Source organism: Stutzerimonas stutzeri (genome assembly GCF_024448895.1).
GTDB lineage: Bacteria > Pseudomonadota > Gammaproteobacteria > Pseudomonadales > Pseudomonadaceae > Stutzerimonas > Stutzerimonas stutzeri_Q.
In genome coordinates, this window is sequence record NZ_JAMOIC010000008.1 from 56,571 (window position 1) to 79,457 (window position 22,887).

General features: G+C 59.1%; 19 protein-coding genes. 7 read left to right on the forward strand and 12 right to left on the reverse strand.

All coding sequences use genetic code 11. The annotated features are described in order from the left end of the window. Window positions 1-66: 66 nt before the first annotated feature. The 6 genes from NA619_RS11795 to NA619_RS11820 all read left to right on the forward strand — a co-directional run bounded on the left by NA619_RS11795 (window position 67) and on the right by NA619_RS11820 (window position 6,356). Window positions 67-1,461 carry an aromatic ring-hydroxylating dioxygenase subunit alpha gene (locus tag NA619_RS11795; RefSeq protein WP_102847591.1) on the forward strand — a complete coding sequence of 465 codons (1,395 nt, stop codon included), beginning with the start codon at window positions 67-69 and terminating at the stop codon, window positions 1,459-1,461. A gap of 72 nt (window positions 1,462-1,533) precedes the next feature. Then, complete coding sequence (locus NA619_RS11800) at window positions 1,534-2,109, forward strand: 3-phenylpropionate/cinnamic acid dioxygenase subunit beta (RefSeq protein ID WP_102847592.1); 576 nt, start codon at window positions 1,534-1,536, stop codon at window positions 2,107-2,109. A 62-nt stretch (window positions 2,110-2,171) separates the two neighbouring features. After that, window positions 2,172-3,479 carry an amidohydrolase family protein gene (locus NA619_RS11805; RefSeq protein WP_255962053.1) on the forward strand — a complete coding sequence of 436 codons (1,308 nt, stop codon included), beginning with the start codon at window positions 2,172-2,174 and terminating at the stop codon, window positions 3,477-3,479. Between the two features lie 67 nt (window positions 3,480-3,546). After that, a complete protein-coding gene (locus NA619_RS11810; RefSeq protein WP_102832429.1) occupies window positions 3,547-4,467 on the forward strand; it encodes a VOC family protein in 921 nt (306 codons plus the stop codon). A 45-nt stretch (window positions 4,468-4,512) separates the two neighbouring features. Then, a complete protein-coding gene (locus tag NA619_RS11815) occupies window positions 4,513-6,096 on the forward strand; it encodes a phytoene desaturase family protein (protein WP_255962054.1) in 1,584 nt (527 codons plus the stop codon). A gap of 26 nt (window positions 6,097-6,122) precedes the next feature. After that, window positions 6,123-6,356: a hypothetical protein gene (locus tag NA619_RS11820; RefSeq protein ID WP_102832427.1), complete on the forward strand. Its 234-nt coding sequence runs from the start codon at window positions 6,123-6,125 to the stop codon at window positions 6,354-6,356. A 136-nt stretch (window positions 6,357-6,492) separates the two neighbouring features. Here NA619_RS11820 and NA619_RS11825 read toward each other — a convergent pair whose 3' ends face one another. From NA619_RS11825 to NA619_RS11845, 5 genes are all read right to left on the reverse strand, one after another. Then, on the reverse strand, window positions 6,493-6,849 hold the full coding sequence (locus tag NA619_RS11825; protein ID WP_102832426.1) for a hypothetical protein: 357 nt from the start codon (window positions 6,847-6,849) through the stop codon (window positions 6,493-6,495). A 78-nt stretch (window positions 6,850-6,927) separates the two neighbouring features. After that, window positions 6,928-8,205, reverse strand: a complete 1,278-nt coding sequence (locus tag NA619_RS11830; protein WP_126190585.1) for an MFS transporter — start codon at window positions 8,203-8,205, stop codon at window positions 6,928-6,930. Window positions 8,206-8,298: 93 nt separating this feature from the next. Continuing rightward, window positions 8,299-9,084 (reverse strand): SDR family NAD(P)-dependent oxidoreductase, encoded by a 786-nt coding sequence (locus NA619_RS11835; RefSeq protein ID WP_212619678.1) that lies wholly within the window; start codon window positions 9,082-9,084, stop codon window positions 8,299-8,301. A gap of 70 nt (window positions 9,085-9,154) precedes the next feature. Further along, on the reverse strand, window positions 9,155-10,183 hold the full coding sequence (locus NA619_RS11840) for a hypothetical protein (RefSeq protein WP_255962055.1): 1,029 nt from the start codon (window positions 10,181-10,183) through the stop codon (window positions 9,155-9,157). 48 nt (window positions 10,184-10,231) lie between these two features. Then, on the reverse strand, window positions 10,232-11,509 hold the full coding sequence (locus NA619_RS11845; RefSeq protein WP_255962057.1) for a cytochrome P450: 1,278 nt from the start codon (window positions 11,507-11,509) through the stop codon (window positions 10,232-10,234). A 470-nt stretch (window positions 11,510-11,979) separates the two neighbouring features. On the opposite strand from NA619_RS11845, the gene NA619_RS11850 reads away from it, so the two are divergent. Further along, complete coding sequence (locus tag NA619_RS11850) at window positions 11,980-12,600, forward strand: TetR/AcrR family transcriptional regulator (protein WP_272891753.1); 621 nt, start codon at window positions 11,980-11,982, stop codon at window positions 12,598-12,600. Window positions 12,601-12,656: 56 nt separating this feature from the next. On the opposite strand, the gene NA619_RS11855 is transcribed toward NA619_RS11850, so the two are convergent. The 7 genes from NA619_RS11855 to NA619_RS11885 form a co-directional block, all read right to left on the reverse strand. After that, a complete protein-coding gene (locus NA619_RS11855; RefSeq protein ID WP_255962060.1) occupies window positions 12,657-14,249 on the reverse strand; it encodes a phytoene desaturase family protein in 1,593 nt (530 codons plus the stop codon). Window positions 14,250-14,994: 745 nt separating this feature from the next. Further along, entirely contained in the window at window positions 14,995-15,813 is an 819-nt protein-coding gene (locus tag NA619_RS11860; RefSeq protein ID WP_126190590.1) for an SDR family NAD(P)-dependent oxidoreductase, read from the reverse strand. A 36-nt stretch (window positions 15,814-15,849) separates the two neighbouring features. Further along, the gene (locus NA619_RS11865; RefSeq protein ID WP_102832421.1) at window positions 15,850-16,668 is read right to left on the reverse strand and encodes an enoyl-CoA hydratase/isomerase family protein; all 819 of its coding nucleotides are present in this window, start codon (window positions 16,666-16,668) and stop codon (window positions 15,850-15,852) included. After that, a complete protein-coding gene (locus NA619_RS11870; RefSeq protein WP_102832420.1) occupies window positions 16,665-17,636 on the reverse strand; it encodes a lactoylglutathione lyase in 972 nt (323 codons plus the stop codon). Before NA619_RS11870 ends, NA619_RS11865 begins: the two co-directional genes overlap by 4 nt. A gap of 79 nt (window positions 17,637-17,715) precedes the next feature. Continuing rightward, the gene (locus NA619_RS11875; protein ID WP_255962061.1) at window positions 17,716-20,217 is read right to left on the reverse strand and encodes an efflux RND transporter permease subunit; all 2,502 of its coding nucleotides are present in this window, start codon (window positions 20,215-20,217) and stop codon (window positions 17,716-17,718) included. A 30-nt stretch (window positions 20,218-20,247) separates the two neighbouring features. Then, entirely contained in the window at window positions 20,248-21,339 is a 1,092-nt protein-coding gene (locus tag NA619_RS11880) for a WD40/YVTN/BNR-like repeat-containing protein (protein ID WP_255962062.1), read from the reverse strand. 185 nt (window positions 21,340-21,524) lie between these two features. After that, on the reverse strand, window positions 21,525-22,883 hold the full coding sequence (locus NA619_RS11885) for a DUF1329 domain-containing protein (protein WP_255962063.1): 1,359 nt from the start codon (window positions 22,881-22,883) through the stop codon (window positions 21,525-21,527). Window positions 22,884-22,887 lie beyond the last annotated feature (4 nt).

Sequence of the window (22,887 nt, forward strand, 5' to 3'; positions counted from 1 at the left end):
ACAAGTTGCACACTTTTATGCATTTCTGTGCAGCCAAGAATAAAAACAAACTATGGGAGAGCACGCATGACCAACACGAACCCCATCCTGAGCGACGGTACGAAAATCTCGGACCTCATCGATCTCGAAAAGCATGAAGTGAAAATGCGGACCCTGTCCGACCCCGAGCTTTATGCCCTTGAAATGAAGAAAATCTTCGCCAAGACCTGGGTCTTTCTCGGCCACGAAACCGAGATCCCGAACAAGGGCGACTTCATCGTCCGCGACATGGGCTCCGACTCGGTGATCGTCGCCCGCTCCAGTGACGAGCAGATCCATGTCTCCTTGAACGTCTGCCCCCACCGCGGTATGAGGATTTCCACCCTCGACGGCGGTAATGCCGCAGCCCATGTATGTATCTACCACGGTTGGACCTTCAGGCCCAACGGCGACTTCATCGCCGCACCGATGGAGAAAGAGTGCATGCACGGCAAAATGCGCACGAAGGCCGAACTCGGTTTGCATAAGGCTCGTGTGTCCGTCTACGGTGGTCTGATCTTCGCCACTTTCAATATCGACGGTCCGTCGTTCGAGGACTTTCTCGGCGATGCCAAGTGGTATTTCGACACCCTTTGGTGCCGCACCACCGCCGGCATGGAAGTGCTAGGCCCGCCGCAGCGCTTCACTATTCGTGCCAATTGGAAGACCGCTTGCGAGCAGTCTGCCTCGGACGGCTTTCACGTCCTGACCCTGCACCGCTGGCTCGCCGAGGTCGGCCCCTACACCAAAAAACCGGATGCAGACGGCAAAAGCGGCGACCTCAGCCCGGAGATGTATGGCACCGAAGTCTGGACCGAACACGGGCATACCATGCGCTGCATCGAACTGGACCGCAAAATCCAGCGCCTCACCGGGCGCGACCCGTCAACCATGAGCGCCGAAGAAAAACTCACCCTGCTGCCACCGCCAGGCATTACCCGGGAAATGGTGCCGGAGCTGCTCAAGCGCTTCAGCCCGGAGCAGTTGCACGTCATGAGCTGGCGTCCGCCGCAGGTGGGCAACTTCTTCCCCAATGGCCTGTTCGAGTTCATCTACCTGCCGCAGCCGGACGGCACCGTGCTCGGTGCCATGGCGCTGCACGCCTACGTGCCCAAGGGACCGGACAAGCTGGAATTCGTCAACTGGATCCTCGCCGAGAAGGATACCCCGCCGGAAATCAAGGCGCGCATGCTGCGCCAGTCGATCCAGTTGCTCGGCACCTCCGGCATGGTCGAACAGGATGACTCCGACACCTGGCCGCATATGACGCTGGCGGCTAAGGGGGCGGTCAGTGAAGACAGCACCCTGAAGTATCAGGCCTTGTACGAAGACGACGCCAAGCCTACCGACTGGCCCGGCCCCGGATATGTTGGGGAGGGCTTCACCAAGGATGATACCCAGTGGCAATGGTGGAAGTACTGGTACGCGTTGATGACGGCTTGACTGCCCCATCCTTGCACACCCAGCCCGGCTGCACAGAGCAGCCGACGGCACCCCAACTTCACGGAGAACGCCATGAATGACTTACAGACCCTGCTCGCACCCACTCCTCTGCCGCCAACAGACCGCAGCAAGCGCATCGCCAGCAGCAGCCCGATCCATAGCGAAATCGTTGACTTTCTCTACGACGAAGCCGAGCTGTTGGACACCCTGCAACTCAAGCAGTGGAGCGAAATTCTGACCCTGGATATCGAGTACAACGCACCGCTGCGTCTCACCCGCCCCAACCGCCTGCAACAACAGACCGTGGTGCGCAACGTCCAGCACCTGCATGAGAGCCATGGCTCGCTGATGGTGCGCATCATGCGCATCACCGACACCCGCAGTGCCTGGGGCGAGGACCCGCCTTCGCGCACCCGGCGTCTAGTCAGCAATGTCCGAGTGTTCGGCACCGACAAGGCTGAGGAATACAAGGTGCTGAGCTACCTACTGGTGACCCGCAGCCGCTTCGACTTCGACGACTTCGACCTGATCCCCTGCGAACGCCACGACATCCTGCGCCGCGAGAACGGCCAACTGAAACTGGCGCGGCGAGAAATCCTGCTGGATCAGGTTGTGATCGGCACGCCGAACCTGGGCATTTTCCTCTGACCTGGCGGTAACGGCCATCGGGGCGTTCCGTGACACGAAACCGACAAGGGAGAACAACAACAATGAAACTCGAAGACATGATCCTAGTCAGCGTGGATGACCACGCCATCGAACCGGCCGGCGCCTTCGACCGCCACATGCCGGCACGCTTCAAGGGCCGCCAACCGCGCGTCGAGCAGCACGGCGGCCGCGACGTCTGGGTATTCGAAGGCCAGGCCACCGGCTACATGGGCCTCAACTCGGTGGTCGGCCGGCCCAAGGAAGAATATGGCATGGAGCCGCTGGGCTACGAGCACATGCGCCGCGGCACCTGGGACATCAAGGCCCGCGTCGACGACATGAGCGCCAATGGCATTCTCGGCTCGATCTGCTTTCCAACCTTCCCCGGCTTCGCCGGCCAGCGCTTCCAGAACCACCCGGACCGCGCCGTGTCCCTTGCCGCGATCCAGGCCTATAACGACTGGCACCTGCACGACTGGTGCAACGTCGCGCCGGGACGCTTCATCCCGCTGATGCTGGTGCCCTGGTGGGACATGCAGGCCGCTGCCGCCGAAGTCACCCGCCTGGCGAAACTCGGCGTGCATGCCCTGTCACTGTCCGACAACCCGGCGCTGCACGGCTTCCCGTCGATCCGCAGCGACTACTGGGACCCGTTGTGGAAAGCCTGCGCCGACAACAAGGTGGTGATCTGCTGCCATATCGGCACCGGCATCAAGGCCGAGCACGCCTCCGAACTGTCGCCGATCGACGCCTGGATCACCTCCATGCCGATTTCCATCGCCAACTCGGCCGCCGACTGGATCTGGGCACCGATGTGGAAGAAATTCCCCGACCTGCGCATGGCCCTGTCCGAAGGCGGCATCGGCTGGATCCCCTACCTGCTGGAGCGCGCCGACTTCACCCACCGCCACCATCACGCCTGGACCAACGCCGACTTCGGCGGACAGCGGCCCAGCGACATCTTCCGCAAGCACATTATCACCTGCTTCATCGAGGACGATTTCGGCCTGCGCAACCTGCCGGACGTGGGCGAGGACATGGTCACCTGGGAATGCGACTACCCGCACTCCGACTGCACCTGGCCGAATTCGCCGGAAGTGGCCTGGGAAAGCCTGCGCAAGCTGCCCGAGCCGACCATCCACAAGGTCACCCACCTCAATGCCATGCGCGAGTTTTCCTATGACCCGTTCGCCCTGCTCGGTCGGGAGAACTGCACGGTCGGCGCCCTGCGCGCCCAGGCCAAGCACGTCAACATCGAGCCGGCGCTGGGCATGGGCGGCGCCGCGCCCAAGCGCGAGAGAGGCAAGCCGGTGACCTCCGGCGACATCAACGCGATGTTCGCCCAGGCGGATGCCCAGACCGCGCTGTAAACACGGCCATGACGACCCTCCCGGCGCACGGTCAGGAGGGTCCGTTTCATAACAACAAGAGGCCATCATGGACATCATCGGCATCGGTTATCTGGGCTTTGAAAGCCCGAATCTGAAGCCCTGGCGCGAGTACGCACTGCAGGTGCTCGGCCTAGGTCTGGGTACGCCCCCGCCGGGCGATCCCGACACGCTGTACCTGCGCAGCGACGACCGCCGTCACCGCATTGCCTTTCACTCCGGCCCCATAGACCGCATTGCCTATATCGGCTGGGAAGCACGCGGGAGGCAAGCCTTCGACGCCGCCGTGGCGCGCTTTCGCTCAGCCGGGGTGGCCCTGGAGGTCGGCGACGCGGCGCTGTGCGAGATCCGCGGGGTGCGCGAACTGGTGCGCTTGCGCTGCCCGGCGGGCTACCGGCACGAGCTGTTCTACGGGCAGAAATGGACGCCGCGCTCGTTCGTTCCCGGTCGAGCGCACGGCGGGTTCGTCGCCGACGAACGCGGCGTTGGCCATATCGTCCTGATGACACCGCACTACGGCCCCGAACTGGAAGCCTTCTTCACCGACCTGATGGGTTTCCACTGGTACGGCGCCGGCGCCGGCAAGGGCCGCACCGGCTTCTTCCGCGCCAAACTCAACGACAAGACCAGCCACGACATCGCCTTCGGCCATGCGCCGGGCATGAAGGGCGTGCAGCACATCGGCCTGTTCGTCAAAAGCCTGCGCGACCTCGGTGAAACCTACGACATCGTGCGCCAGCGCGGCCTGCCGATGCAGATGACCCTGGGCCAGCACAGCCAGGACCCGCACGTCTCCTTCTACCACTTCAGCCCGTCGGGTTTCGCCGTGGAGTGCATCCACGAACTGGCGCCCTGGCACCACGACGGCTTCGAACTGAACCCCGAGCAACTGAGCGTCTGGGGCCATGAGCGGGTCGGGCCGATTCTCGGGCCGAGTGTCATGCCACTGGCGCAATACCCTGACGACTGAGCGCTTGAACTCCCAAACTCATATCGACATAAAAAGGACAAGAAGATGAGCAAGACCTACGACATCGTCATCGCCGGCGGCGGCCACAATGGCCTGGTCGCCGCCTGCTACCTGGCCAAGGCCGGGCGCAGCGTGTGTGTGGTGGAGAAGAACGACAAGGTCGGCGGCGGGGTCATGACCCGCGAGCTGACCATTCCCGGCTTCAAGCACGACGTCTGCTCGGTGGCGCACACCCTGCTGCAGGCCAACCCGCTGCTGCGCAACGACGAACTGGAGCTGAAAGCGAAATTCGGCCTCAAGTACATCAACCCCGACAAGATGACCGCGATCTTTTACGACGACGGCAGCACCCTGGAGTTCTACACCGACCTGGAACGCACCTGCGAGGCCATCGCCAAGTTTTCCGAGCGTGACGCCGAGGCCTACCGCCGCTTCAATCACCAGGTGTTCCAGAACCTCGACATGCTGGTCATGGGCATGTTCAACACGCCGCCGAGCGCCTCGCACCAAGCGCTGATGATGGAGCAGAGCCAGGTTGGCCAGGAACTCATGCGTACCCAGGCGATGAGCGCCTGGGACTACATCAGCGAATGGTTCGAGAACGACAAGGTCAAGATCGCCCTGGCCCGCTACGCCTCCGAGGCGATGATGAACCCGTTCGACAACGGCACCGGCTTCGGCTTCTACATCATCCTGCCGCTGATGCACCGTTACGGCGTGGGCATCCCGGTCGGCGGCTCCGGTGCTTTCGCCGACGCCTTGCGCGCCTGCCTGGAACACCATGGCGGCGAGGTGCGCACCGAAGCACCGATCAAGCAGTTCAAGATCGAAGGCGGCAAGGCGACTGGCGTGATCCTCGACAGCGGCGAGGAAATCCTCGCCCGCCAGGGCGTGATCTCCACCCTGCACGCCAAGCAGGTGTTCCCCGCCATGGTCCCCGGCTGCGAGCTGCCCGAGGGCTTCGAGCAGCGCATCCGTACGCTCAAGCACAGCAGCTTTCAACCCTTCAACATGCACGTCGCGCTGCGCGAGGCACCACGCTACAAGGTCGGCCCGGCGGTGGACGACTTCTTCTGGGTGGAGCGCTCGCACTCCGATCCGGAAGAATTCGCCCGCGCCTTCCGCGACCTGGAATACGGCATCCCGCGTCGCGACTTCATCGCCTACGTGACCCAGGACACCTACGACAAGACCCGCGCGCCGGAAGGCAAGCGCGTGCTCAACATGTATGCCTTCTGCCCCTACCACCTCAAGGGTGGCGCCCAGCGCTGGGACGAGATCGGTGAAGAAGTGGCCCATGCCTTCCTCGACGACCTGCGCAAGCTCACCACCAACATGGACGACGACAACATCCTCGTCTTCTCGTGGATGACCCCGCTGGACATCGAGCGCCATAACAACGCCATGATCGGCGCCGATATCCTGCATTTCGGCTCCTATTCCTGGCAGATCGCCGGCAACCGCCCCGCCCCCGGCTACGCCCAGTACAAGTCGCCGGTGGACGGCCTGTACCTGGCCGGAGCCAGCACCCACCCCGGCGGCGGTGTCACCGCCGCCTCTGGACGTAACGTGGCACGGGTGCTGCTGGAGGAATCCGGCCTGGACTTCGACGAACTGATCGGTGCCTGAGCACCCCTGGCAGGAGCGAGCGCAGCATGAAGATGTTCAGCAAGGAAGGCGTGGAGATGGTGGACGTCAAATCCATCACGCGGGACGGTGAGCGACTGGTGATCAAGGGCAAGGTCATGGGCGCCATGACCACCACCATCCTAGTCAACCCGGAAGACTGCTGGCAGGCCGCCCGGCTGCTCGGGTTGCGCGTCATCCTTTGCCTGCCACTGCTACTGGCAAAAGGCTTCTGGACCTCACGCAAAAAGGCTGAAGGCTGAAGGCTGAAGGCTGAAGGCTGAAGCTAGCGTACCGACCTTCACCGCTTGATCCGAAAACACCTGCACCGGGCCGTGGAAAAGATGCAGAAAGGGTGCGATGTATCGCACCCTTTCTGCATTCGGAAACACCCGTTTATCAATTCTTGATGAAATAGCGCACCCACAGCCTGCCGCCTTCAAACCGGTACAGCTCAATGGTTTCGATACCACCGCTGCCGTCACGCATCGCGTTGTAGTGGTAACACGCGGCTTCTTCACCGTTGATGATGGTTTCCCTGACTTCGATGCGGCAGCGCGGCTGTTGCTGCGCCCACATGCCTTCGAGGATTTCCCAGGAATCTGTCGGCAGCGGTCGTCCGACGAATTCGATGCTCAGACCGCTACGAGTCACACTGCGGTAATGTTCGAAAAAACCTTCCTTGTCGCCATTGTTCCAACACTCCACCTGGCCGTGCAGAAAGTGTTCGATGGCTTGTTTTGCTTCGTCACTCATGTGATGTCCTCGTTCTGATGAAACGGCATAAATTGTCAGTAGCCTGACAGTTCCAGATGAAACACTCCATTTGCTCGCTCAGGCATGTTGGTGTTGTTGGCAAGCGCGGTATGCCGGCTCCATCCTCAGCCAGAGCAAAATAGAAGGACCAACGATCGCGAAGACCAGGCAACTCGTCAACACGGCGGAGTAACCGCCATACAGCTCGAAAAGGTAACCAAACAGCATCGGCACCATGCCTGAGACTATCGTGATCAAGCCCAAGTGCAGGCCAAATATGCGGGCGTAATCCTTGAGCCCGAAGTAGCGCGCCATCAGGAACGCCGCAAGGTCGAATTCAGCTCCGGCGCTCGCCCCGATGGTCAACGTGGCCAGTACCAACAGCGGTACATTCTGGCCGTCGGAAAACAGAAAGATGGCGCAGCCAACCGCCGGCAACGCCAAGCTGATCGCCGCCACAAACGATGGGGAATAGCGGTCCAGCAGATAGCCGACTAGCAGCCGCCCCACGATGATCGCGATGCCAAAGGTGCCGAATACCTGTGCGGCCGTCTGCGCGCTCAAACCGGTGCTTTGCAACATCGGCACGATATTGGTGACCATGCCGACGGTAAGCGACACCGACAAAATCAGCGCAATATTGAAGCCCCAATAGGTTCCGGAACGCAGGGCCTGCTTGTATGACATACCGGACAGCTCGGCGCTTTTCTTCTCTGCGGTCTGATTTCGGGGGACGGTCTCGGAGGGCAAGCGCAACCACAACAGCGACAGCGGCAAAGTCGCCAGCAGCGGCATCGCACCCAGCGCGAAGAAACCTGCCTGCCAGCCGTACTCCGCGATGAGCCGCGCCAGCAACGGTGGCAGGACCATTGCCATCAATCCAGTTCCGCAAAGAATGACGGCCAGCGCCAACCCGCGGTTGCGCTCGAACCACAGATTGACCAGCTGAGTCCAGGTGATCGCGATAGTCCCCGCGCACACGATCGGCATGAGGAAAAAAGCCAGGTACAACCAGCCGATCGAACCCTTGATTTGTGTGATCGCGAAATAGCCAATGATTTGCAGCACGATTGAAAAGATCGCAACCCGCCGAAGCCCGAAGCGCCGATACAGCGGGCCAACCAGTTGAGTGGAAATGGCGACCCCGGCAAACAGGAATGTAATGGATGCCTGCAGATCACCCCGGCTCCAGCCAAAGGCCTGCTCTAGCGGAATGACCATGGTGCCAAAACCATAGAGCAATGCGGCGGTGATACTGGTGCAGATACCTACCAGACCGAGCAGCACGATGCGCCAGCCCTGCTTGAATTCATTGGTATCGGTTGTCGAGCTCTGCGAACGGGATTCGGCTGTCATGACGAGACTCCTGGCGCACTCAGCGAACACCGAATGCGCGGCATGGGTTAGCAGATTGTTGAAGATTACTGCGCTACGTTGTTCACCAACCTGTTAGTGCCCTTTGAGTATTTCATCGATCGGCAGTGAGACCATGGTTGCGCCACCGTCGACCAATAGTGACGTGCCGGTGATATAGGAAGCCTCGTTGGATGTCAGAAAAAGCACGGCATTTGCGATATCCAGAGACTGCCCGAGGCGTGCCACCGGAAAGTGTTCAGCCAGTTTGTGGGGCAAGTCTTCGCCCAGCGCTTCGGTCATACGATCGGTGCCGATCAGGCCGGGCTCGACCACGTTGACCAAGATGTTCAACGGGCCGAACTCCACAGCCAGGCCGCGCGCGAAGGCGTTCATGAAAGCCTTGCTCGAACCGTAGCCGATCAACATTGGCGTGTACTTGCGGTTGGCTTCGCCGGAAGAAATGAAAATGAGGCGGCCTTTATCCTTCGCCTTGGAAAGATACGGTGCCGCATCCTTCGCCAGCCAGAACAGGGACTGAACATTGCTGCGCACGAGACGGTCGATGCTGTCGTCAGTCATATCGGCGATGAGTCCATGAGGGGCGTCAGCCGCGCAGTGCACCACGATATCCAGCGCGCCGAATGCCTCCACGCCGCCCTCGACCATCGATTTGATCGCCGACCGATCCGCAATGTCGCCACCCACCAGGCAGGCACTGCCGCCCAAGGCATTGATCTGTTCGACGGTTTCTTCGCCATATCTCGCGGTCCGGGCCGACACCACGACTTTGGCGCCCTGCTTGGCGTATTCCAGGGCAATGGCGCGCCCCATGCCGCGGCCGGCGCCGGTGATCAGCACCACTTTGTCGCGAAATTTCATCGTCGTTCCTCATTATTGTTGTTCTCGCGCAATCCGCGACGCTTCAGCGCCGCGGATACCCGGTTCGCTATCAGAGATCCGCGCCAGGTACGTTACGCGCCGAGCCGTTGCGTCGGTCCGACTCGCCCCAGCCAAGCCAGTGCGACGGCTCGCGAGTATCGCCCACCCGCCGCCAGCGCCCTTCCTGCTGCGCGGTAACCGGAAAACCGCCAACGAAGTCGATCATTTCGCCCTTCTCGTCCGGCAGGAACTCCCACTCTTCCGTGCCCTCCAGAACGACCTTGGCTGACTTGAGAAAGTAGCTACCGTCCTTGTGTACGGCCAAGCCTTCGATGTCGGTGGTGACCCGTACTTCACCCTTCTCATTGCTGAAAATGGCGTAGCCGAGGTGGTCATGACCAACCATGAACGAGCCGGCATCCCAGCTGCCGTCCTTGTACACCGTAACGAAGGACCACCAAATCACATGTTTGTTGTTGTTTACCACCAAGTCTTTCTTGAAGTGGATCGCGCCGCCTTCGGCCAGGTAAAACTGATCGAGCGCAATGGCACCTTTCACCGGCCGGCCCTCGACTACGCCAGACACATCCCACAGTTGCGAGACATAGAATGTGCCCCACTCCACGCCTGGCAGATACCACTGCAGGCCGGTGAGCAAACGGCCTTCGAGCTGGAACAGCCCATCTTCCTTCCAGGTCATTCGTTCGCTGTTGGCGGTGATTTCCCAGTGATTGCCTTGCTCTCCGGGCTGGTTCGTCCAACGCACGGTGTCGCCTTCCAATGTCTGGACCGGCATTGGCGTAAGGGCCTGCTGCGCCATCTTGTCGAAATCCATGCGCAGGTTCTTACCGTCTACGTGATTGTTCAGGTAGAGGAACTTCGTTGGATTCGGTGTACCGTTTGGCGCCATCAGCGAGCGGACAAACGAATAAATATTGCCCTCCTCGTCACGGACCGAGCCAAACGGCGAACTCTTGCTCAGATGCAATCCAAAGAAACCGCGAGTACCGGCCATCGCCGCACCCGTGACCTTGTGCGGACCGACAAACTGCTGAAAGCCAAAGTCGCCGCGTTCTGGAATGGTCTTGAATGTTCTCATGAGTTCCTCTTTTTATTGTTGTGGCTGAAATACGCATAGCCGAGATGGTCAGTCCCAGATCACCGGGATCGAAGAGACGCCACGCAGCTGCGCACCGCTAATCACAGGCACAGGCTTGCTTGGGTCGAGGCGAATATTGGGGAAAAGATCGAGAATCGCATTGATCGCGCAAGTCAGCTCGAGCTTGGCCACGAACTGCCCGATGCACATGTGCGGGCCGAACCCGAAGCCAAATGACGGCTTGGTTTTGCGATCGATATCGAAGACATCAGGGTTTTCGAAAGCATCTTCGTCACGGTTGGCCGACACGACCATGCACTGAACGAACGAGCCCTTGGGGATTTGCACGCCACCGATTTCGACGTCCTTGGACGTCTCGCGAACCTTGAAGGTGGACACCGGTTCATAGCGCACGGTTTCGTCGATCAGCTTGGGGATCAGGTTGCGGTCCGCACGAATGCGGTCGATCAGCCCCGGAGTGGTCATCATGAGCGTGATCACCGAGCTGAACGTGCGCGTCGTGGTCTCCCCCGCGGCCGGCAACAACGAGCGGACAAAGGTGGTGACCTCATGGTCGTCCAGCATCCGGCCCTCGTGCTCGGCGCGCAGCAACTGACCGATCAGGTCATCGCCTTCGCTACCGGCGGCACGGCGCTGGACAACCACTTCCATGATTGCGTCATAAAGGGCCTTTACGGCAATGCCCGCCTGACGACGAGCCTCAGGCGCCTTTGCCGGATCGATCTGGTTGCCACCGACCATGGCCAATGCCCAAGCCGCGTACTGCCGATACTTCTCCGGATCGCCATCAGGGAAGCCCATCAACGCATACATTTCGCGGATCGGAAAGTTGAGACCAAAGTCCATCAAATCGGCGCGCTTGTGTTCGACCATGGGCTCAAGAAAATGGTGGCGGATCACATAGTCGATCTTGTCGCGCCATTTGTTCACTGTTTGCGGCATGAAGGCCGGCTGCAACAACGCGCGGACCCGACGATGCTGCTCACCGTCCATTGCGAGAATGATCAGGCCATCGAAGAACGCGCCCAATCCTTCAGCGATGAATCCACTGGTGAAACTGGTCCCGTCCCGCAGTACAGCCATCACATCGTTGTACTTGAACAGGGCGAAAGTAGGGCGTGTGCCCTGCTGCATCCCAGCGTTGGTCGGCACGCCAAACTGAGCCACGAAATCACCCGCGTATACGGGAGCGCTATGGCGCATCTCCCGACTGAGCGCGTGGATGTCCAGATCCGCGCCGCGGTACATTTCGGATACCGCCGAGTAGGCAGTTTCCAGATCCATCGCGGTATTTTCGGTGCTCATCAAAACTCTCCTGTCATCGAATCAGTAGGGAAGCGAGTCGCCGCGATGCGTTCCAATCCACCGGCATTCCTGCCCGCGATGCACGAGTTCAGCGCACATCGCCAAGCTGATCGCGAGCAATGCAAACCATATTGAGCTGGTTTTGCTGTCCCCAATGCGCCTGGAATTGCGAAGGCTCCGGTCATCACTGGGCGGATGGGGTTCGAATGGCATGACGCGTCTCTTGTTTTTATTGTTCACCGCACCAAAACTGTCCGATTCGGAAGCCAGGCGGCTAGTTGCTCACCCAGGTCAGCTTCAAGCCGAACCACGGGACGAGCACTGCAATCGATGGTAGGCGCCTTCGCCGCGATACGTCCTTCGATTCGTTTGACCCATGGTCAAACGAACGCCCAGCCTCTGGCAGTCACTATAAGGAGAATAAGAACGTGAAGAGTTCGGAGCCGGCCGAGTCAGGCAAGCGCAACACGATGAACAAACTGTTGGCTGCCGCGCGCAACGAGTTCGGCAGCAAAGGGCTTGGCGGTGCGAGGGTGGAAACCATCGCGCAGGAAGCGGGGGTCACCAAGCAGCTGGTCTATCACTACTACGGCTCTAAGGAGAACCTGTTCGTCGCGGTGCTCGATGAATCGTCTGAAAGCATCATGTCCGAGCTGGTAGCGCTGGAAATCGAGCAGCTGACGCCACCCGCTGCGTTGCGAGCGATGCTTAACCGGTTCTTCGACCAGTACTGCCACGACCCGCTGCTCGGCGCGCTGGCACTGGAGGGTATCCGTTACCATGATGCCCACGAAACACCGCGCAATCGATTCCTTGAAATGGCGCCGGGGCTGATTGCCAAACTTGATGCCATCCTCCAACGCGGCGCCGCTACCGGAGATTTCAAGCAGGGAATCAATCCCAGATTGCTGCTGGCCTCAGCGGCGTTGGTGACTACCGGCTGGTTCACCAATCGTTATTCGATGTCGACCCTGACTGGGCTGGATACCGCCTCCCCCGAGGGCATGGCGATCTGGCGGCAACATTCGGCGGATTTCATCCTGGCGGGCATCTCGGTAGCGCCTGGCTGTGAAGACCAGGCGTCCCGATAGGAATCCAGCGAAATCGGCCTGCACTGTAAGACGCGCTGCTTGTTCGATAGCTTCCGCTATTTGCTTGCCTTGGCCAGGTATTTGGCGACTCGTTTGGCAGCCAGGCGCCCGGCCATTCCGTTTACACCTCCGCCCGGGTGGATGCCGGCACTGCCAAGGTAAAGTCCTGCCACCGGCAAGGTATTACCGCCCAGTCCATGGGCTGGGCGCATGGTGCTGGAGCGCATGGTGGTGGTATCGATATGCACGACGCAGCCATTCACCGTATTCAAGCGCGCGGTGAAGTCAGGTGCAGCCTCGACTCGCCGGCCGATGATGTGGCCCTTGAGCCCCTCGACATATTCCGAAACCTGATCGATGACCTGGTCGGCCACACGCTCTCTGATCGCGTCCCATCCTTCCACGGGATTGACCGGCATCACTGGCGGATAAATGTATAAAACGTCCTGGCCAGAGGGTGCCTGAGACGGGTCCGCCGCGCTGGGAGCTGCCATGGTGATGTAGGGAAGTGTCGGTACTTCACCCCGCATGCACGCCGCGAAGTTCTCCAGTACAGCCTCCTCGGTGCCAATCAGTAGGCAGGTGTTGCGCAGGTCGACACCGTCACCCCTAACAGCTTCAAACCGAGGCACCGATATTTGCCCGCTCAAGGCGACGTCCACTTTCAACGGACCGGAGCCTTTGGCGTTGGCCGGGGCCATTGCGATACGTGTCAACAGGTAGGACGGAATCTCACCCGCGCTGACCATCTCCAACGCTACTTTGGGATGACAGCCGGCAATTACCGCTCTCCCGGTAAATTCGCGACCGTCGGCCAATCGCACGCCCTTGACCTGCCCATCAACAGAGACGATCTCGGCGACCGATGCGCTGACCAATACCTGACCACCAAGCTCTTCAAGCCGGGCCTGCATGGCATTGCTCAGCTGTTGCATCCCACCTAGCACGCGACCGACGCCGAAGCGATGGAGGAAGCCGAGCAACGCGTAATAGATACCGCCGCCGTCGGCGCTAATGTCACCAGCGAGGCCGGTCAGCGCACACATCGCGGATATGGTCACGGGATGCTCGAAGCGTTCGCGGGCAGCCTGATGGGCCGAGCCGGTCATCAGCGCCATCAACTCGGGCTTGAGTTTACGGTTCTTCAGCGCTGAGCCAATCACCTGAAATTTGGCACCCAGATTCAGTTCGGCTGGGTCGGCGCGCATCATCGGGAGCGCGATGTCCAGGAACATGTCGATGACGTCCATAAACTTGAGAAAAGCCGCTGCGTCAGCCTCGCTGTAACGTCTGATTTCCGCAGCGGTCTTGTTACGGTCTCGCCAGAAAATAAGCGATGTGCCATCCGGATGCAGGTAGACATAACCCGGCGCCAGCTCTATTGACCTGAAACCGTGCCGCTCGAGATCAAGTTCCTTCGGAACATGAGCGTGAACCCGCATCGACATCATGTCCAACGCACAGGGATGAACGAGATGCTCGGGCGCTTCGGGAATCAGGTAACCCGAGGAAGCCATGCCGCCGACTTTGTCCAGGGCTTCAAGCACCAGTACCTTCTTGCCTTCCAGCCCCAGATAGCAGCCGGCTGACAGGCCGTTAGTGCCGCCGCCAACGATGATCACATCGAAATCTGTATTTTTATTATTCATTCTTTGTTGTTCCTATCGGACTTCAACGACATTTGCCCTACGCAAAAGCCGCTGCAATCCGCTGCAAGAGTTCGGTTCAGAGCCGCAACACCAAGCAACGCGAGCTTGATTACCGCTCCGGCAGAGCAGAAGAAATCGCTATGGAGGAGACGGTTAAAGGTTTTGTCCGTTGCCCGCGTGTTGGCGCTGAGCAGCACCCTAGCAATAAACGCCACCAGGCAACCCGGCATCCGTTTTACTAATGGTAAAAGACTTGCGTGGTCCGGCGGAGCAGTAATGCTGCGACGCGTTTTCAGCAGCGCTACCAGCGCCGTTAAAGAATGTAGGCGAGGCAGGCAAGACAAAGCGCAACAACCATGGGGAGTAACAGCCGAAGGGCTAGGGTGGCGAGTCAAAACGGCCGAGGCCCGCGTACGAGCCTACAGCTGTAAATGAGCATGACTCACTTCGTTCGTTCTTCGGGCCGCGATAAATCGCGTTAGCCACAAGCGGCTTGCTGAGGCCGTTTTTAACGCAGTATTGCCAACACAGGTAGTTTTATAACCGAGCGTGCCAAGAAAGCCGAAAGCGCTCCTAACCCCGTTTTCGCGAGCAAGCTCACTCCTACCAAAGCAGCAGCACTTAACCCGCGCCAACATGTAGCGCATTCCTGTGGAGCGAGGCTTGCGAACCAAGTGTGAGGTTGGCAACTAACGGGGCGTCCGGCTCCGCTTTTGCGAGCCGGGCCGCGCCGGCCAGACATTACTTACATGCCTGTACGACCCATCTTTTCAAACAGTGCACGCATCGCCACCAGAGACGGGGTGTGGCTACTGAACCCACCATCCGCGACGAGAGTAGTACCGGTCACGAACGAGGACTCATCCGACGCCAGGAACGCGACCACATCGGCAATCTGTCTAGGCGTACCCAGTTCGGCTGTGCAATGGTTGTCGCGCATGATTTCCAATAATGGCGCCGGCATTTCATGCTGCGGTGCGAGGCCGATTTGCACCGCATTGCCACGAATTCCTTTCTTGCCGTACTGGGACGCGACCAGGCGCGGAAGCATCATCAGCGCCGCTTTGGAGGTTGCGTAGCCTGTCAGCGACATGTCGCCCTGCATCCCCAAACCGGACGTGGCGAAGATGACCGAGCCTTTGCCCTGCTCCAGCATTACCGGAATGGCGTATTTGGTGCAGAGCACGGCGCCACGCAGATTCACCGCCATGGCACGGTCGAAGGCTTCCATATCCAGGTTGACCAGATCTCGGTCCCGCTGGCGTTGATCGGCGTTCAGCACGGCCGCATTGTTGTGCAACACGTCGATCCGACCGAATTTCTCCCTTACCTGGGCGATCATCGCCTTGACGTCTTCCTCGGAAGACACATCGGTACGATAGCCAAAAGCAGACCTGCCTTGCGCCGATATTGACTCTGCCACTCGGTTGGCGGCGTCGCCGTCGACATCGACTACCGCGACAGACGCTCCATGCTCCGCCAGCACCCGAGCACATTCAGCGCCCAGCCCGTTGCCACCACCGGTGACGATCGCAACCCGCCCTGCCAGCTTGCCCATGCTCATCTGGTATTCCTTATTCTGTTGTTAGCAATGCCAATCCTACTCGCCCGTGAAGCGCGGCTCGCGCCGTTCACTAAAGGCTTGCGCTGCTTCGCGCACATCCTTTGTCGGCGCTAGAAGGGCAAACAGGTCGAGTTCGAGATTGAGCCCGCTCTTGAGATCCAGCTCCAGCGCAGCCCGGGCCGCCTGCTTTACGAACGCCGAAGCAGCGGGCGGCTTGCTGGCGATGCGCTCGGCAAAAACCCTGACCTCCTCGACCAGAGTCGCGTTGTCGGCGGCCAGGCGACTGACCAGGCCGATCTGCAATGCCTGCTCCGCATTCATGCGGTCGCCCGTCAGCAACATATCGAGGGCGCGCCCCGGCGCCACGACCCGCGAAAGGCGCTGAGTACCCCCACCGCCGGGAATCAGCCCAAGGCCGGTTTCCGGCAACGCGAAAATTGCATTGGGAGCGGCGAAGCGAATATCGCAAGCCAAAGCAAACTCCAGCCCGCCGCCCATGCAGTAACCCTGGATAGCAGCGATGACCGGCTTGGCGATCCCATCGAGCGATTCGATCCAGCGCGAACGCTCCATCCGCTGGCGCACCTGCAGGGAGGTTTCTTCACCACGACGTTCCTTGATATCGGCGCCGGCGCAAAACCCACGCTCGCCTTCACCACGGATGACGATGACCCTCACCTGTGAATCGTTGTCGAGCAACTGAAGCGCTTGAGGTACACCCTGACGGATGCTGTCGTTGATCGCATTGATCTGGTCTGGTCGAGTCAACACAACCCAGCCAACCGAGGCGCCGCGCTCTACCCTTACCGACTCGTTGATAACCAGCGGTGCCTGCTGATTTTCTTCGGCGCTCATACCGAACACTCCTCGAACTCGAACACCTGACCATCCAACTCGTTCGGATCGATTTTGATAAGCGATTTGCCGCCTACCGCTGCGGACGATTCGATCCATTCAAAGGCTGTACCGCGAGCGCGCAAATCTTCAGCCTTGGCGGCCAGATCATTAACGCCAATACGGATGTAGTACGGACCAGGCCCCCAGTTATTCACATAATGGCCGGCGTCGGTATTCCAGTAAGTCGCCTCGAGCACGTCGAGCGTGGCGCTATTGGCGACAGTGAAGCCCATGCGCGCGCGGCGATAACCTTCACTGGCGATATTCTCCACCGGGCACGACGGCTCCCAATCAAGATTGGTGGAAAGCTTGCGCAGCGTTTCATCGAGATCGCGCACCAGGAAGCCACGCGCAGTGACACGCACCATGTCGCCCGGCTTTTGTTCACGTGGCTGCGCAGGTGGCGTTGCGTAGGTTTCCGGCGGCATTTGCAACGGCTCGGTAGGCATGATTTCGATGCACAGGCCGCCGTCCACGGATGGCTCGTAGTACGGCTTTTCCGGTGTCGCGCCCAACCACAGGCGGTCGAACGGCATCTCCGGAGTGCGCTGGGCCATACGGAACGGCAGGCGACGACGCATCAATTTGCTGACCAAGGCATCGAACTTGTCGCCATGCAGCGCGAGCACGATCGAATGGGTAATCATGGGCCGATGGTGCCCCTGATAATCCTTCAGGCTTTCCAAGAAATCATGAAACAGCGGATCGCCCGGATTCGGACGATCCAGATGCCACTGCGGCTCGATACGGGTAGGTGAAACCGCCAGCGACTTGTGCACGCGCAGAAAATGCGCAATGTACGGATGGTTATCGAACGCCTGGCGCCAGCGCTCATGCTTGAAGATGCCGAGTTTATCCACCAGCTTTTCCGTCATCCCGTCCGGATCCGGAACCATCATGTCGGCACTCATCAATAACTCGAACATATCCCTCTCCCTTCAATATCGCGCCATGGCTCTGGGCCTGGCTTTACAGTCGGTGGAAGCGCCAACCGGGCGCCTCCGATCAATGAGCGGAAGCCGCGTCAGCTAATTTTTTTTTCCGGGCAGCCTTTTCGACCGGCGTATCAAGCATGGCCGGCGACTCCGGTGAGGCCGAAGTAGTCTTTGGATTCAGCAGGAAATGCGACAGAGCCGGGATCAGCACCAAAGCGCCAAGCATGTTCCACAGGAACATGAACGTCAGAAGGATGCCCATGTCGGCCTGGAATTTGATTGGCGACCAAGCCCAGGTGATCACGCCAGCCGCCATAGTCAAGCCGATCAGAGCGACTACTCTGCCGGTGAAGTCCAGCGACCGGCGATATGCAACTGCAAGCGAGCCGCCCCGTTCCTGCACGGCAATCTGCACACTGAGCAAATACAGCGCGTAATCCACGCCTACCCCCACGCCAACCGCGATGACCGGCAGGGTCGCGACTTTCAGGCCAATACCGAGCCAGACCATCAACGCCTTGCAGATAATGGTCGTCATGATCAAAGGAATGAGCGCGACGATGGTGGCGCGAATGCTGCGGAACGTCAGCAGGCAGAGCAAAGCAGTAGCGCCATATACCGCCAGGTACATGGTGATGATGCCTTTCTCCACCTCGATGTTTGTCGCCGCTTCGATACCCGCGTTGCCTGCGGCCAGGAGAAACTCGACCGGGCGTTCTGAGTCAGCTGCGGTGTTGTTTTCGGCGGCAAAGGCCTCGACCACCCCCATCACGCGACGCAGCGTGTCCGCCTTGTGATCAGTGAGATAGGCGATCAGCGGTGTAACCGAGCACTGCTGGTTGGTGATGCCGGGCGAAGAAATCATCGCGGCATCGACCGACGCGTTGGTGATGGCCTGGTCGCGGCTGATGGTCAGCCACTTGCCGCTGCCTTCAGCCATGCCTGATGTCACGAAACGGGTCGATTCAGCAAGCGAACTGGTGGTCTGCACGCCAGGTGTCTGACGCAGTTGCCATGCAAGCCGGTCCATGGTCTGCAGCGTCTGGTACAACCGGCAGCTGTCCGGATCGGTTTTCATGATCACGACGAACTGGTCGCTGGACAGGCCATAGTGGCTGGTGATGTAAGCGTTGTCCTGGTTGTAGCGCGAGTCGGCGCGTAGCTCTGGCGCACCTGGATCCAGATCACCGATCTTGAGGTCGAGCATGACGATGCTGCAGATGACAGTGACGACAACCGATAGCGAAATCACCGCAATCGCCCAGCGCCGCTCGGTGAAACGGTCCAGGCCGTGCCAGATATGACCAAGCCAGTTGCGGTTTTCGGCTCCGGCACGCTCTTTCTCGAGAGCGATCAACGCCGCTTTTTTGCTCACGCCGATATAGGACAGCGCGACGGGTATCAGCAGTAGTTTGGTAAATATCAGTACCGCAACACCGATGCTGGTGGTTATCGCCAGATCGCGGATTACCGGAATGTCGATGATCACCAGTACCGCGAAACCGACAATGTTGCACAGTAGTGCGGTAAGTCCGGTGAGAAAGAGACGGCGGAAGGTATAGCGCGCCGCCACATACTTATGCGTACCGCGGCCAATGTCTTGAAGAATACCGTTCATCTTCTGCGTGCCATGGGAGACACCAATGGCGAAGATCAGAAACGGTACCAGGATCGAATACGGATCGAGATCATATCCAAGCAGCTGCATTAGACCGAGAAGCCATACGACCCCGGCCACCGCTACGCCGATCAACAAAATCGTGCTGCGCAGACAACGCATGTAAAAGTAGACGAAGATCCCGGCGATCAGGACGGAGATGGCAAAGAAAACCATCACGCTGTACAGCCCGTCGATCAAATCGCCGACCAACTTACTGAAACCGACGATATGAATGCTGATCTTGTCGCTTTCGAAGGAGCGGATCTTCTCTTCCAACTGGTCGGAGAATTCACCGTAATTGAGCGGCTCTCCGGTCTGAGGATGCGAGTCGAGCAACGGGGCGACAATCATGCTCGACTGTCCATCATTGGCGACCAGATTACCGATGATTCCGGCACGAGAAATGTTGCGCCGTAGTTTCGTTATCGACGTCTCGCTGCCGTCATAGTCGGAAGGCATTACCGCACCGCCACTGATTCCATCCTCGGTGACTTCCTTCCAACGGACAATCGGCATCCACAGCGATTTCATCCAGGAGCGGTCGACTCCAGGGATGAGATACAGCGTATCGTTTACTTCCTGCAGAACCTTCAGGTATTCCGGATCATAGATATCGCCCTGCTTGTTTTCCACAACGATACGAATGCTGTTGCCCAAACCAGGGAGCTGATCCTTATATGCGAAGTAGTTCTTGATATAGGGACTGCTGCTCGGAATCATTCTTTCGAAGCTGGCATTTACGTCTATGCGAGCAGCGAAGTAACCAAGTACAACGGTGGCCAGCAGGCAGACCACGAGCACAAGTACGCGGTTATTGAAAATAACACGCTCGAAAAACCCGCCGGACGACTTGTCGAAATCGCGAACATCCGGAACTACGGGCATTCCACTATTGTACTTTTGATCTACCATTTTCTTGTTCTCACTAAGCATGCCGCGTTATTAGTTCGCCTTGGCTATCTCGACGAGTTTTGCACCCGAGAAAAAAGTCACGACCATTTCGCCATCTCGTCCGGTACCACTGGCCGCGAACACTTCGCCCACGCGTGAGGCCTGCAGGGGTGTGACGCTCAAACTTTCTTTGTCGAGCGCGATCATCGCGCCGCTCTGGCTAACCATGATCAGTTGCTGCCCTGAATCCACCGCGCTGATCAGACTTGCGTTAATGCCGGTGTCTATCTGCTGCCATTGCCCCCCATCGTCCCTGCTCGCATATAGGTTGCCACGCAGGCCGTAGGCCAGAAGCAGGTCGGGAAGCGCGCGCACACCGAAGTAAGTACCGTTATAGGGCGTTTCGATCGTTGTGAACTGTTGAGTCTGGAGATTCAGGCGCATGAGCAAGCCCTGCTCTCCAGCGATGTAGAAAACGCCGTCGCGTTCGTCCAGGCCATACAGGTGCATACGGCGGGTATTGTCGGTTTGCTCGATCCAAGGATCCCAGGTCGCCCCGTCATCTGTGCTTCTCAGGATCATCCCGAACGCGCCAATGACGTAGCCGACCTTGTCGTCGTTGAACATGACGTCGAGAAAGGGTGCAGCCAGCACGTCGGGCGTAGCCGACGTGTTCATGGCGAACTCAACTTCCTGAAGCATGTCGGCTGCACCCTCGTCGCCACGCTCTGCGCGCTCGCCGTAGAAGCCCTTGAGACGCGCGAGCACCGTACGGCCATCGAGCTGTACCGACCAGGTCAAGCCACCATCGGCTGTGTGCAGCAGTACCGAGTCATGCCCTACGATCCACCCGTTCATGGGGTCGCGAAAGCGCACCTGAACCAGATCAGTGGACACGGGACTCTGCACTTGCTGCCAAGTCGTCCCGCCATCGGTGGATCGCTTGATCATGCCATGCGGCCCGACGCCAACAAGCACATCACCCGCGCGGTCCATACCGAGAAGAGGCGCCGGCGCTTCGATCGGCTTCGATGGCTCGCGCAAGGGATCGGCACCCTCGGCTGCAATGGACGCTGCAACGCCCAATGGCATCAGCAGAACCAGCAGCATCACACTCAGCCATTTCCCGACGTAGCGAGTCATGGGCGCCGGAGGCGTGTTTCGTAAAGTAAGCGGGACTGGGAATATCATTGTTTTTATCCTCAACCAGCGTAATCAGCATGCGCGCGATGCCTGTCAAAACAGAGCAAACATCACCTGCAAACCAAGGGTGAAAACCTGATCGGCGAGCCTGCACACAAAACAAGCATGCAGGTCGCGTTAGCTGATCAGCGCTGGGTTTCCCTCGTTACAATAGCTTCCGGATTCAACGCACGCTCGGAACGCGGTTCGGTCAAGACGCGATAACCACCATCCAGGCCATCGTTGATTACGCCATACATGCCTTTGTTGAAGTCATAGATGGAATGTTTAACGACATAAGGAATGTCGTGATCGTAGAACTGAACACCACCAAGCATCATTGCGCGATAGAGCTGACCGCTTTGGTCCCATGCGTCGTACAGACCCGCGCCGTAAGTATCTTCGTCAAGATAGTAGGTGCGCTTGCTGTAAACGTGGCGCATGCCGGGCTTCAAAGTAGCCTCAACTTCCCATACCCGGTGCAATTCCCAACGCTCACACGCAGGGTTCGGATGCGAGTCTTGAAGTTGATCTTCGCAGTTGAAGTAAAACTTGTAGGTGTTGTAAGGGATATACATCTCCTTTTTGCCCACAAGCTTGAAATCGAAGCGATCCTGAACACCTGAGAACATGAACAGCTCATCGAACAATTCAAGTCCACCCATGCTCGCGACCGGGGTGTCATAAGCAAACTCGGGAGCCAGCTTCACGCGGCGCTGCCCTGGGGTATAGCTCCATGCCCGACGGGGTTTGACGGTTGGGTCGAGGTAGTCGTTGAGGCCGGTCAGCTCACCGGCCTTTCGGGCAGGAGCCTTGGTCAGCGAGTAAACCCTATACGCCATCTCCGGATCGCGACCCTCTACGTCGGTCTGGTAAAAAGGACGCTCGACAAAAGTCGATTGCGTTGCGGTTTTGGTTACGCCGCCGTTGCTGTCCACAACCCAGGTATTGGAGGAAGCCGTCGTGGTGCCGAACTTGCCATCGTTATAACGAAGCAATTGGTTCCACATCACCTCGTTGCCGGTCTGTGGAATCGGAAATGGAATACCGCCCCGGCAGTCCGACTCGACAGCCAGGCCATCTTTCTTGGTTTCGCATTCGGTAGCGTTACGTACCGTGGCTTGCAGCACCTCTTCCGGGTAGGCCGCTGTGCGATGGGTTGGATAGATGTCCATGTAATAGTCAGGGTTGCGTTTCAATACTTCTTTCTGACCATCACTTAGCTTGTCGGCGTGTTCAGCCATGTTTGCGGCAGTAATACGAAACAGCGGCTTTTCGTCGGCAAACGGATCGGCCCACACACCGCTGTCGGGCTTGAAACCCGGCGGTGCGGTGCGCAGACCGCCGTCATAGGCAGGGATGGTACCGGCTTCGTTACCTGCGGCGATTGCGCCAATGCGAGTGAGCGAATCACCCAGCTTTGCAGCTTCCTCGGTAGAGACCGCAGCCATCGATAGGGAGGAAATACCGCTGAGCATCAGACCAAGAGCGACTTGGAGTTTCATTGAG

Coding starts and splice junctions, on each gene's coding strand:
- NA619_RS11860 (WP_126190590.1), bottom strand. CDS start 15,813: ATGAGCATGGGCAAGCTGGCAGGGCGGGTTGCGATCGTCACCGGTGGT.
- NA619_RS11805 (WP_255962053.1), top strand. CDS start 2,172: ATGAAACTCGAAGACATGATCCTAGTCAGCGTGGATGACCACGCCATC.
- NA619_RS11875 (WP_255962061.1), bottom strand. CDS start 20,217: ATGGTAGATCAAAAGTACAATAGTGGAATGCCCGTAGTTCCGGATGTT.
- NA619_RS11830 (WP_126190585.1), bottom strand. CDS start 8,205: ATGACAGCCGAATCCCGTTCGCAGAGCTCGACAACCGATACCAATGAA.
- NA619_RS11840 (WP_255962055.1), bottom strand. CDS start 10,183: ATGAGAACATTCAAGACCATTCCAGAACGCGGCGACTTTGGCTTTCAG.
- NA619_RS11800 (WP_102847592.1), top strand. CDS start 1,534: ATGAATGACTTACAGACCCTGCTCGCACCCACTCCTCTGCCGCCAACA.
- NA619_RS11795 (WP_102847591.1), top strand. CDS start 67: ATGACCAACACGAACCCCATCCTGAGCGACGGTACGAAAATCTCGGAC.
- NA619_RS11815 (WP_255962054.1), top strand. CDS start 4,513: ATGAGCAAGACCTACGACATCGTCATCGCCGGCGGCGGCCACAATGGC.
- NA619_RS11870 (WP_102832420.1), bottom strand. CDS start 17,636: ATGTTCGAGTTATTGATGAGTGCCGACATGATGGTTCCGGATCCGGAC.
- NA619_RS11825 (WP_102832426.1), bottom strand. CDS start 6,849: ATGAGTGACGAAGCAAAACAAGCCATCGAACACTTTCTGCACGGCCAG.
- NA619_RS11865 (WP_102832421.1), bottom strand. CDS start 16,668: ATGAGCGCCGAAGAAAATCAGCAGGCACCGCTGGTTATCAACGAGTCG.
- NA619_RS11880 (WP_255962062.1), bottom strand. CDS start 21,339: ATGACTCGCTACGTCGGGAAATGGCTGAGTGTGATGCTGCTGGTTCTG.
- NA619_RS11885 (WP_255962063.1), bottom strand. CDS start 22,883: ATGAAACTCCAAGTCGCTCTTGGTCTGATGCTCAGCGGTATTTCCTCC.
- NA619_RS11845 (WP_255962057.1), bottom strand. CDS start 11,509: ATGAGCACCGAAAATACCGCGATGGATCTGGAAACTGCCTACTCGGCG.
- NA619_RS11810 (WP_102832429.1), top strand. CDS start 3,547: ATGGACATCATCGGCATCGGTTATCTGGGCTTTGAAAGCCCGAATCTG.
- NA619_RS11850 (WP_272891753.1), top strand. CDS start 11,980: ATGAACAAACTGTTGGCTGCCGCGCGCAACGAGTTCGGCAGCAAAGGG.
- NA619_RS11855 (WP_255962060.1), bottom strand. CDS start 14,249: ATGAATAATAAAAATACAGATTTCGATGTGATCATCGTTGGCGGCGGC.
- NA619_RS11820 (WP_102832427.1), top strand. CDS start 6,123: ATGAAGATGTTCAGCAAGGAAGGCGTGGAGATGGTGGACGTCAAATCC.
- NA619_RS11835 (WP_212619678.1), bottom strand. CDS start 9,084: ATGAAATTTCGCGACAAAGTGGTGCTGATCACCGGCGCCGGCCGCGGC.